The organism is Paenibacillus sp. NPDC056933, assembly GCF_042674385.1.
GTDB lineage: Bacteria > Bacillota > Bacilli > Paenibacillales > Paenibacillaceae > Paenibacillus.
The window spans coordinates 1,390,860-1,403,444 of sequence record NZ_JBHUQN010000001.1 but is presented as its reverse complement, the minus strand read 5'-3'; the positions used below and the strand labels follow the sequence as shown (position 1 = coordinate 1,403,444).

6 protein-coding genes are annotated in these 12,585 nt (G+C 46.7%); all 6 read right to left on the bottom strand.

Translation table 11 applies throughout. The annotated features are described in order from the left end of the window. Window positions 1-16: 16 nt before the first annotated feature. Window positions 17-1,780 (bottom strand): right-handed parallel beta-helix repeat-containing protein, encoded by a 1,764-nt coding sequence (locus ACFTRD_RS06500; RefSeq protein ID WP_379378209.1) that lies wholly within the window; start codon window positions 1,778-1,780, stop codon window positions 17-19. A 113-nt stretch (window positions 1,781-1,893) separates the two neighbouring features. Beyond that, window positions 1,894-3,537 (bottom strand): extracellular solute-binding protein, encoded by a 1,644-nt coding sequence (locus ACFTRD_RS06495; protein ID WP_379378208.1) that lies wholly within the window; start codon window positions 3,535-3,537, stop codon window positions 1,894-1,896. A gap of 96 nt (window positions 3,538-3,633) precedes the next feature. Continuing rightward, window positions 3,634-4,533 carry a carbohydrate ABC transporter permease gene (locus tag ACFTRD_RS06490; protein WP_379378207.1) on the bottom strand — a complete coding sequence of 300 codons (900 nt, stop codon included), beginning with the start codon at window positions 4,531-4,533 and terminating at the stop codon, window positions 3,634-3,636. Between the two features lie 15 nt (window positions 4,534-4,548). Next, entirely contained in the window at window positions 4,549-5,433 is an 885-nt protein-coding gene (locus ACFTRD_RS06485; protein ID WP_143805411.1) for an ABC transporter permease, read from the bottom strand. Window positions 5,434-5,758: 325 nt separating this feature from the next. Then, the gene (locus ACFTRD_RS06480; protein ID WP_379378206.1) at window positions 5,759-7,969 is read right to left on the bottom strand and encodes a helix-turn-helix domain-containing protein; all 2,211 of its coding nucleotides are present in this window, start codon (window positions 7,967-7,969) and stop codon (window positions 5,759-5,761) included. A gap of 370 nt (window positions 7,970-8,339) precedes the next feature. Then, window positions 8,340-12,266, bottom strand: coding sequence for a X2-like carbohydrate binding domain-containing protein (locus tag ACFTRD_RS06475; protein ID WP_379378205.1), 3,927 nt, complete (start codon window positions 12,264-12,266; stop codon window positions 8,340-8,342). Between the last annotated feature and the right edge of the window lie 319 nt (window positions 12,267-12,585).

Sequence of the window (12,585 nt, the reverse complement as noted above, 5' to 3'; positions counted from 1 at the left end):
AAAATTTTCTCATTTGCTAGTCAATTCCATTTGGAACATCAGTAAACGTGTTATCGGCAAGGTCAACCTTGCTGCATGCGCTTACATAAAATGCTTCTTCGTAGCAGGATAACTTTCCTGTCTCTCTGGTGGACAAGATTTTATTCGACTTGAAAACCAACCCACGGGTGGACTTGGCGCTTAGAATCTGGACATCACTACAAGTTTCGAAACGGTTATTCAGGATAACGACCTGCTGGTGGACGGGAGCGTTTTCATCTACCTCCACATTCTCCGGGGATATGAAGATCACGGGATGCTCCCTGCTGCCACATTCAATAAAATGGTTATCGCTGATCGTCACATCTTCCACCCTTCCGGACTCATACCAGGACTCGGCATCGACCGCAATCAAAATGGCATTCATGGACATACGTTCAAACGTATTCCCGGTAATCAGCACTTTGCGACGAGTCGTTACGAGTATGCCTCGTGTGGGCACCCGGGCAAAATGATTATTTGCAATTTCCACTTCAGGCGTCCAGGTTACGTTCTCAATGACATCATGACTGCCAATACCTTCTGGCACCGGACGAGCAAGGGTTAACAAAAGTTCACGAGAATTTAAACGCTCAACGGCAGCCACGTTGTTGGAGGCATATGACGTCAACGAGCCGGAACGGACAAATTCGATCTCATCACCAGGATAAAACGCCGGAAAACCATACGTCTGGGCATGCATGAATCGAACCTTCACGCAATCCGCTGCCGGCTGTTCTATAATTCGTAAATAGGTACCATGGACATTGACAGGATCATCATGCGAACCGGAAAAACGGCTATCCCTTACTGTCACCTTGCCTCGGCAGCTGGATATGTGCAGAAAATCCGCAAAGCCGGCAACGGTGCGTCCCGTTTCAACCCGGGGAGCCAGATTCATCCGTGAAAAGGTCAGATTTGTGCTGAACTGACCTACGACACCCAGTCCGTGCAGGAAATGCAGACTCACATCACTCCACGCAATATTCGAGCATTCGGTCATAAAAGCCCCGACTTGATCACGAATGCCATCCCGATTTTGCAATACATGACCAGGAACCACATTAGGCTGGAAATCAAAATGTAAACGGATGGTCATGGGCTCAAGCTCTTCCACAGATTGGGCCAATTCCAACCAATTGTCGATTCGCCAGGTTGTATTCCGCAATGGATCATAGGTTTGCATGGGACCTTTGGCAAAACTCCAGCCTTCACCGAGCCAGGTTAGCTTGTTGTCTCGAATCTGATAACGGGAATCGGGGTGAACCCGCGCATCGAAATAATGCTTTCCGCTGGAGATAATCGTCATCTCGGTCACCGTTGGTTGGTGATAGTCCGTACGCAGGTTGCGAATCTCTACATTCACGCAATGGTCCAGCAGAAACAGGGTCTGTTTGCCATGGAAAATAAACAGGGAGCCGTTGCCCTCCAGTGTTACATCATTCATCCCTTTCAGCAAAATGGCAATGGTCTTGGTTACGTCCGGGTTCTCTTCTTCACTCGTAGTATTGGAGATATAATAAGGAGCCCGAATCGCCTCCTCCGGGTAGAAATGATACTTGCCTCTCGCACAGTCCAGTACCACCGGACCAGGGATTTCAGCCGCCGCCTGAATTGCACGAGCCATGGCTGACTGGGTGTCCAACTCAGAGTCCGGTACAGCGCCATAATCCGTCAGCCTTATCGTTGTGGAATTCGTGATAAGTTCTTGTTCAGTCTCAGGAATGTTGATCCCACCCTTCTTGGTATGTAACACACCCATTGCTTATCTTCTATCATCACATATACTCCATCATCATACTTCTCTTTTGCCTAAATACAAGGAAAATCAGGTGCCGGTACATCATAGGCACCTGATTCTGATATCCCTGTTCATTACTTGCTTGTGTCATATGCTTTTTGCAAAATTTCCAGATAACGATCAAGCTTCAGGTTCTGCAAGCCTTTTACATAAGCATCCCAGTCCTTATTCAAGTCCTTGTTGCCTGTAATGAATTGCAGTTCATTTTGCTCAATGTAATTTCTGATGTTGGTTTGCAGTAAACTTGCTTCATCAATTTCATTCGGATCAATCCAGACGGACCAGATCGGGAACAGCTCTTTGGGCTCGTGCCCTTCATACAACAGCGATGCGTCATATAATCTGCGCTCATAACCATTGGATGCATAAATATCTGTGCCCTGAACGAAGGTATCACGATATTCTTTTGGCATATAGAAGTGAGCCATACCACTCCAACCTGCATTGCGCGGTGCCTCCCCTTCAGCCATAGGGATTTGTTTCACTACAGGTTTAACGTCTTTACCCAATGCGACATCACCTTCCACCGGGTCAGTCCAGTCAATCCCTTTCATACCGCTCGCACCGTTCGTTTGGCCTTCTGGAGTGAACATGTAGTCAACCATTTTGATCAGGGCAATCTGCGCTTCTTCACTTGCCTTGTTCGTGATTACAAATTTCGCTCCTGGAGATACACCGCCCGCATCATGCGTCGCAAAGGACACACCCTGTGGTCCAGAAATCGGTGGCAGCGGATTATAGTGCGCCGAACGAGTATTACCTTCATCAATATTTACGAAGATCGCGGGATGCATAGCTGCACCAGCACCCAGAATTTCAGCATCAGCATTTTCACCGATTTTTTTGAAAGCTTCAGCGTTTTGTGTGAATGCGCCAGGGTCAATCAGACCTGCATCAAAGAGGGACTTGATATAAGTCAATCCTTCTTTCCATTCCGGTGTAATTGCCGCAGATTGAACTTTCCCATTTTCCATTTGCAGGTAGTTTCTGTCATCATCATAGACAAATGCATTCATCAGGAACGGAATAATCCGTACGCCGAACTCCTCTATGGAACCACTCAGCGGTACCTCATCTGCTTTGCCGTTTCCGTTCGGGTCCTGTGTTTTGAAAGCTTGCAGCACATTTTTGAACTCTTCCGTGGTCTTTGGCATTTCCAGATTCAGCTTTTTCAGCCAATCGGTATTCATCCACATCTTGCTCGGGTAGGAGCAGTGGAAACATTCCGTATAAGCAACCAGTCCATAGATATTGCCATCAGGCGCTGTATTAAGCGTTTTCAAATTAGGATTCTTCTCCATGGCTGCTTTGATGTTAGGCGCATATTGATCAATGAGGTCGTTCAAAGGAACAAGCACACCCTGCTTACCGTACTTCAGTAGATCTGCCTGAGAGAATTGATCTATATAATGGGTAAGCAGATAGGCATCAGGGTAGTCGCCGCTTGCCAGCGAGATTTGACGCTTTTCCTTGGCCCCATCCGATGGGTTGATCTCCCAATTGAATTTGATATTGAATTTGTCTTCCACAAATGCAGTGAATTTATTGGTCGGAATATCAATGCTAGAGTCCTGAACCGCAAACACGCTGATATTCACCTTGCCGCCCTCTTCCGTGCTCCCCGGTTGTGCAGTAGATGAGTTGCCATTGGAACACCCGCTCATGACAACTGTGAATGCCACTATCAGCATCAATAACGTTACCATACTTTTCTTCAAATCTGATCACTCCCTTTAGTAGTTTACCAGTTGAGACGATGGTACCTTGCGTATGAACGCTCTATATTTTCTTTCTCCATACACCGAATCTAAGGTTCAACCCTTGACGGAACCGACCAGCATCCCCTGTACAAAATAACGCTGTACAAATGGATAAATGACGAGTACGGGCAACGTGGCGACCACAATTAACGAGTATTTTAACAGTTCGGTAAGCTGCTGTCTTTCCACCATTTTCACCACGTCCATGGCACCCGAACCGTTGTTTTGAATGATGATACTGCGCAAGATGAGTTGCAGCGGGAACAAGTCTGCCGATTTGAGATAGATCAGCGCATCAAAGTACGCATTCCACTGTCCCACTGCATACATGAGAACCAGCACGGCGATGATCGGCTTCGATAACGGGAGTACAACGCTCCAGATAAACCGCATATCGCTGCAGCCATCGATTTCACTGGCTTCCAGAAGTTCGCCTGGAATCGAAGATTGAAAGAACGAGCGAGCAATAATAACCTGCCATACCCAGATTGCATTCGGGATCAGTAACGCCCAACGGGTGTCTATCAGATGAAGCTGCTTTACCACCATATAGGTTGGAATCAGCCCACCACTGAAAATCATGGTGAAGGTAATGACCATCATCAGGGTGTTCCTGCCGAAAAAGGTTTTGCGTGACAACGGATAGGCAATCATGATGGTCAGCGCTACACTGATCAGGGTACCAGCGACCGTATAGAAAATGGAGTTACCGTAGCCGATTAGAATCTCAGGTGTATTAAATAATGTCTTGTAGCCGTTGAAGGAAATATCTACGGGCCAGAGCCATACTCGACCGGAAGTTACTGCTGCCGGGCTGCTGATTGAGCTGCTGACGATAAATATCAGTGGGTAAATGACCACCAGCGCCACGATACTGAGCAAAATATAGATCGTAATCAGAAACGTTTTGTCCACGGCGGACTCTTTAATTTTTGTTTGAACGGTTGCAGCCATAGGTGAACTCCTTTCTTACCAAATGCTATTCTTCGTAACTCTCTTCGCCAAACCATTCACCGTAACCAGTAAGACCAGATTGATCAGTGAGTTGAACAGCCCTACCGCAGTTGCAAAGCTATAGTTGGCATTCAACAGGCCCACTCGGTAGACATAAGTAGCAATGATTTCAGAATTAGCCAGATTGAGCGGATTCTGTAGCAAGTAGACTTTCTCAAAGCCAATCGCCATGACATTTCCGACATTCAGGATCAAAATGATGACAATGGTTGGCACCAGCCCTGGTAGATCCACGTGACGGATTTTTTGAAAACGCGAGGCTCCATCGACTTTGGCCGCTTCGTACAATGTGGGGTCGATTCCGGCAAGTGCTGCCAAATAAATAACCGCACTGTAGCCCGCAGTCTGCCAAATGTCGGACCAGACGTAGATCGAGCGGAACATACCCGGCTCACCCAGAAAATTCACGGAATCCAGCCCAAAGAAATTCATGGCGATGTTCACAAATCCAAGCCGCGGTGCCAGAAACAACATAATCATGGACACCATTACGACCGTTGAGATGAAGTAGGGTGCAAAAGATACGAGCTGCACGAACTTCTTAAACTTGGCTCCACGTACCTCGTTAATCATGAGTGCGAGCACAATCGGAATCGGAAATCCGGCCAACACTAAATAACCGCTAAGCAGAATGGTGTTCTTCACCAGGGTCCAGAATAATGGGTTCTCAAAGAACAGACGAAAGTTTTGAAAACCAACCCAATCACTTCCCCATATTCCCTTGATGACGTTATAGTCCTTAAAGGCAAGGACCGCATTGATCATCGGATAATACTTGAAGATGAGAAAAAATAGCAAGGGCGGAATCACCAGCAGATGTAACTGCCAGTGTTTCATCATTCTTTTGCGGGCATTGGTCAGAAAACCAGGTCCCTTCAGCTGTGTTGATGTCTTGTGATTCAATACGATTTCCTTCTCCAGAACAATCCCCCCTGACCAGCTGTCTGTGGTGCGTAAATTATGATAGCGCTTTCTTGAATCTGATCATAGTCGATTTGATTGTCCCATAAACAGGTACACCTGCGCCGTTAAACGTACAGTTATCCCGTTTTTGGGGGCACAGATCCGCAGAACGACGGGCATTTTTCCATTACGGAGGCGTATTCGCAAAAAAAGACCGCATTGTCCAGCACGCGGACAACACAGCCTAAGGCCCTGAATAAATTTAATCATCAACGGATTGTCTAAATACGCTGGGCGAAATGCCATTCAATCGTTTGAAAGCCCGTCTAAAGGAGTGAGAACTGTTGTAGCCTACCCGTGATGCAATCTCGTCCACCGTATAATTACTCTCTTTTAGCAGAATCACTGCTTGATCCATTCGGACTTTGATGAGGTGGTCAGAGAAATTGACACCCGTAAACTCTTTGAATAATTGGGAAATGTACTTTTCGGGCCGCTCCACATGCTCTGCCACCCGATACAGGGTCAGCTCTGTATCTGAATACATCTGTGCAGTGTATTCCTTGATCTGTTTAATGATTTGAATATGGGCATCTTTCTTTTTGTTCGCAATCAGTGCGCACAGTTCTTCCATGATTTCATAAAACTCGGCCTTTATCGATTCAAGCGGCTCCGAGGAACCAATATCAATGACTCGCCGTTTGACATTCTCGATTGAGGCATATTCCGTAAATGCCTTTTGATCCAGCAACTTGAGAAAAGTCCCCTTCATCTCTCCAACGAGTTGATGCTTCATTTCCATGGACAATTCCCGCTGCTCCATATTCTGCACAATGATTGCATCGACAATCCGTTTGGCCTCTTCAAGTTCTCCTGCACGAATCGTGCCAATCAGTCGCTGCTCCGAATCCAGCGGATAATAATACGTTGTGTTTTCGGTTTGGGCTTCGTTGTTCCACATCATGCCTTTTTTGTTCATGTAGACTGCATACTCCAGCGCCTGATTGGCCTGATCAAAGGAAAGACTGACCTCCGTCAACGATGTAAAAAGATTTCCGAATCCTGACTGGATGGTGATCCTGTATTCATTGAACACATACTGTGCCAAGTTCTCCATGATATGCGTGATATCTTCCTTTTCACGATCCATTTCAGAGTCGGTTTCCTTGGAAAAGAACAGGGTGACCACTTTATCCGAGCCCATATCCGTCATCAGCACGTCTACACCCAGTTCAGCCAAAGCCTGTTTCAATAGCAGTCGAGAGGCGTTCAGTTCATTCAGGATCTCAACGCTGTCCATACTGGCATAACCTTTAATCTGGATAATCCCTGCATATCCCGTGCCTTGATACAAACTAATATCTGCCTGTTCGGCGGCGGAAAGGACCTCATCACGTGATTTGAATTCGCCGGAGATCAACCGCTTCAGGAAAGCATCCCTGACCAAAGGGAGCTGGCGATTTAATTCGGATTCGAGCAGCTTGTTCTTGGTAAGCATATCGGCGATATTTCCACTCAAAAAGTCAAATTCATTTTTGGGAGCCGAATCATCCTTCCCAAACTGTTCTTTCATTACACTTAACAGTCGATTGATTGGAACGCTGTTGCGATAAGCCAGCACAAGTCCAACAATGAGTCCGATGAGCAGTGTGCCACCCGTGATCAGCATCGTCATCCCCTTGATCCTGTTTGCATTCTCCATCAAGACATGACGGGGAATGCCCGCTTGGTATACCCATCCGTTCTTATCAGATCTTGTAGTGATCACAAGATCATCCCCATAAAACTGGCTGACTCTACTTGGGTCAAAATGAGAGTCCGAGGCCATTTTTACCATCTCGGGCTCGGAGCTCCCTTGCAGAGCAATGGTATTGCCCTCCGCATCGCTGATATGAACCCAGCCACCGTATCGTTCATTCAGGCTGGACAACAGACTTAGAATCATTTTCTCGTCAATGATTACAACGGCGACAGCCGGTGAAGTATCATGGAAGCTGTCCAGAGGCAATGACTGCATATATGTGATTACCGAAATCTGCTTCCCCCTACTCACATAGGAACTAAGCGGTTTAATCTCACTCCGGTGGGTCTTCCCCAATACGTCCTTCATCCATTCTTCCAACGAAAGATCGTTATAACGAAAATCAGTGTAATAGTGATTCGGTCTGTAAGATGAACCCGGGGTCAAAATTAGATTGTAATTCGCAAGATAAATATAATAATTTTGTAGAAAATCATTAGTCTGGCCAAAGGTCAACACATTCTCCATGGTTCTCCATATTCCATATACGTTGGTTTCGTCGTCCCTTTCATTCATAAGAACGTTCAATTCCTGATTGACCGCAAGCTGTCGGGTGAAGCCCTCCACTTCCGCCATGCGGCGCTCCAATATTTCCTGGCTTTTCTGCAGTTGGGTAACGCTGTTCTCAATGGAGATGGATTGTGTCACGGAAATTGAAGTCAGATAAGACATATAACCGCCAATGCTGGGTATCACCAAAATGATTACGTAGGAAATTAAAAATTTACGAAAAACACTGGAATATTTAATGGGTAACCCTCCTCCCCCTCCTTGAGGTATTGGTAGCGTTATCAAAGATAATAATATTTTCCGAGTTAGTCAATTGTTTTATCTCATTCTTCAATCGTGTTTCATTCGGGAATGAATAAAAGGCAACGATAAAAAGAAGAGTATCATTGCTTTTTTTAACATTTCCGAAGTTCTTTGGTTTGGAGTAATGTGAGTCTCCAATAGTGTATTTTTTGTACAACAAGCTCCCTTTCCCATAACTTCTTATCATTCAGAAAAAAGGGGCCGAAATGGCCCCTAATCCTGTTTCACATCATTTTTTCTTCTGGTCTTCCCCATCTATCAGGGACTTTGCGACCTGATCCACCGAAGCCCCTTCGATATCACCGAAGGCCCAATGCGTGGAAGGAACATCTTTCCACTGTGGCTGTGAAACGTCAGTGAGCGGCGTTCTCCCTAAAACTCGGTTGATGGCAGCAACTGCTTCTGCTCTTGTCAGTATAGCGTTTGGTCTAAAGGTTCCATCCCTGTAGCCTTTCATGATGCCTGCACTCTGCGCTTTCAAAATGGCTTCTTTGGCCCAATGACTGCTGATATCAGAAAATCCATGGCCTGGAGTTCCGGAATTCGGACCAAGAAGGGCCATAAGACTGGCCATTTCCGCACGAGTCAATGGCTGATTCGGCTTAAATGTGCCGTCTTTGTAACCTTTCATCAACCCCATTTTGCCTACCTTGGCAATGGCATCAGCTCCCCAATATCCGGACTGAACATCACTGAACTCAACCATCGGTCCAGTGGCTTCTTTCTCAGAGATCAATGCGAGGATGGTTGCCATCTCTGCACGGGTAAGCTTGTTATCCGGCTTGAACAATCCTCCCGGATAGCCTTGAATATACGCCTTATACTGAATATTCTGACCATTGTCAGTTCCTGTTCCCCCATCTGGTGTGCCGGATTCCGGAGTCGGCGATGGTACAGAAGTGTCTGTAGGCTGGACGACTGGAGTCGATGGCCCGCCTGAATTCGATGGTCCGCCTGGATTGGATGGCCCACCTGGGTTCTGCGGATTTGTTGGTTCACTGTTTCCGATAGGGACAGTAAATTTCAGTTGATCAGCCAGCATGAGATCACCGGATTTCTTGACAGCTTTAAGTGTATGCTGACCGTTGGCCAGTCCAGTGGTGCTGTAAATCTCCTGCATCATTTGCCGGCTTGAATTGTATGCGTTCACGGTTTGCTTCAGCTGGCCGTCGACATAAATATCCACTTCCCCCTGCTCCGGTCCAGTAGGTGTATTCAAGCTTATTCCGGTGCCCTTGAATGTATATTCGAAGAAGTCCCCATTCACCGTCGTAGAATGTACGTCATTGAGGTAATCCCCGCCAAAGGCAAAACTGAGATTCAATGTTCCCACAGGCTGGGCAGCAAGGTACGTTTTGCTCAGTGTAACGTGATCTCCATTAACAGTATAATCAGTGCCCCGAATCAATTCATTAGAGCCGTTGTTAATACCCTTGAAGCTTTCCACCTGTTTCAGCAGCGTTACATCAATATCAGCCTGAGCGGAAGTTAATTTGTCAAAGCTCGCATTCACCGGATTAATCATATTCGGGAGTTCAACCTTGAGCATATCTAGCAGCATGAATCTACCCGATTTCTTGACGGCCTTCAGCGTGTGCTGCCCATCCGGCAGGCCCGAGATGCTGTACAAATTCTGTTGTGCCAACCGTCCGTTGCGATACGCACTGACCGTTTCCTTGAACTGACCATCCACATAGATATCCATATCCCCCTGTGACTGGTCTACCTCCGTGAACAACTGGATCCCTGTACCTCGGAAGGTATACTCAAAGGAATCACCATTTGTCTCGGTATATTGTACATCATCCTTATAGTCGCCCATGCCTCTTCCAGTGCTGCGGGACCATGATCCATTGTATTTCATTGCCGGATCGTCGTTATTGATCAGTTCATAACGAATGCCCGTTGTATCACTGACCCTAACTCTAAGAGTCTGCGGATCACCAGCGCTGAAATTGACGGTCAAGTCATTTGCCCCTATAGGCAGTTGGGTGAGATATTCTTTCTTGATGGTCAGTTTGTCATCGACCACCGTATAGTCGTCTTCACTGAGCTGCACCCCATCATTTTCAATTCTGATCAGTGTATTTCCGTTCAATGACAGCGTAACAGCAATATCCTTCTGTTGTTCTGTTGCCTTGTCAAAGTCAGCAGAAGCTGGACTAATGGTACTGTTCTGCCCTCCTGAAGGAATTTCCGTTGTTACTCTAAGCGCATCCAGCAGCATATATTGGCCCGATTCTTTGACCACCTTCAAGGTATGCGAACCACTTTCCAGTTCGGCTGCACTATACAGCACCTGTTGGACTTCTCGTTCACCACTGGTATAAGCGTTTACCGTTTCAGGCGTTCCATTGTCGAGTGTGACAATCATGTCTCCCAGTCCTTGATCCTTCTCCGTCAGCAGGTCAATACCTGTTCCTGTAAAGGTATATTCAAAATAATCGCCGTCCTTTTCAGTAAAATGAACATCTTCTTTGTAATCCCCGAAACTTCTTCCGGTGTTTGGACTCCACGAACCCTTGTATTGAATATGGCTGTCATCATCATTAATGTAAACCACATCGGTAACGGCAGCAGCATCCATTGAAACCGCATTTGCAACATTTTCTACATTCGTGATTGGGTCCACTTCTGCTTCCAAGTCAACTCCTTGCTGCGTATTCGCAGAGTCTGTGGTCGAGGAATCCGCAATGGCGATGCTTAGATCCTGTCTGCCATCGATTTGCTCCTTGCCCCCGTTACGCTTCCAATCCCCACTGTAACGCATGCCCGTGTCATCATCATTAACGGCCGATGTGCCGCTCACGGCAGTTACTTTAAGCATTCGGGAAGCATGGGGTTCCAACACGCCGCCACTAAATTCCGTATTAAAAGTTCCCAATTCGGAATGGCTCCAAAGGTCTCGGACCAAAGCCGGACCTTCGAGGCCAAGATCGCTCCATTTCACGTTCACCTCTGCACTCCGGTTGCCCAGATTGAACAGAGCTACGCTGTATGTACCATCTCCGTTATTGGCATACCATACCTGCTGTTTGGTGTCCATGGAAACCGGATGGGCTGGACGTCCGGCCTGATTGACCGCAATGACTTCATCATTCGTAAGCAGCTCCAGTCCATAGCTGTCCAATCTGGTCAGATCATTACCTGTATAAAGCGGTGCTGAAGAGATTGCCCAGAACGTGGTAGCGGTCTTCCGCTCGTCCCTGGTCAGACCATCCATCGAGCCATTCCCGACATTCAGGGAATCAAAGTCGTTCCAGCCCCCTGGACCTGCATCGCGCCACCAGATGGCCGCGATGGGGAATAAACGTGAAATGCTCGACCATTCCGTTAAGCCCTTACTGCTGTCGTAGGCTTCAACATCCCAGTCGATTCTCCAACCGTTCGCATACTTTTTCCAGAAATCCACGTAATTATGGTCGAGCGCCCAGGAAAGCTCAAACCAGATGTTATTTCTGTCCAGGGCTTTGGACCATGCCTCCACATCACCGCGTGCATCCCGACTCAGGTTATTGATTCCCGATCCCGGAGTTACACTGTCGAATTTGACAAAGTTAATGCCCCACTCCCCCAGAAGATCGGCAATGGAATCGATGTATTTCTGTGCGCATGGGTTCGTAAAATCGATTTTGTACGTGTACGAATCCCAAGCATCCATAACAACGAGCGGCTTTACCGCGATATCCTGCATACGACATGCTCCACCCGTCCCATAAACCTCAAGATTTTTGTTATAGGCGGTGATTGATAATCCCGGGATCAGATAGATCCCGATCTTCTGCCCATTATTATGGACATAATCGATGACCTCCTGAAATCCGTTCGGATAAAGAACAGTACTCGGAATAGGACGGCCATATTCATCCTCGTCACCGTTCCAGCCAGCATCAATATTAATGTATTCATATCCATGGGCCTGCAGCTTCTCACGCATGGCATCTGATTGCTTCTTAATGCTCTCGGCCGATGTCCAGTTACCCGCCCCGTCATACACCTGCATGCTGTAGCTGCTCCAGCCCATATACGGCTTTTGGGCGAGACTTTTATCTGCTGCTTGTGCCACATTACCTTTCGTCCCCATCATCCCGAACTGCACTGCCGCAATCATGAATACCATAAAACACATTGCCATCCTTTTTCCGATTCGTTTCAAATTATCCCTACCCCCTCTGAATTTGGTCATTCAAATCATGGTTGATAGCGCTTCCATACGAGAAAAGAATAGTGGATGCATGATTCACAGAATAGGTACAATTCGGTATTTTACGTACAAATAACCTGAATTGAAGGGGCAAATCGTCGTAGAACGAACATCTTTGCATTACTGGATAAATAAACAAAGGAAAACTTCTTCTCTTTTCAAGTTGAAAGAATGAAATGAGATGCATTAGGACGAACACCTATTAAAATCCGTAAACAAATAAAAAGGTTCCTCGAGTGGCATCAATGCCCTTCGAGGAACCTTTTACGTA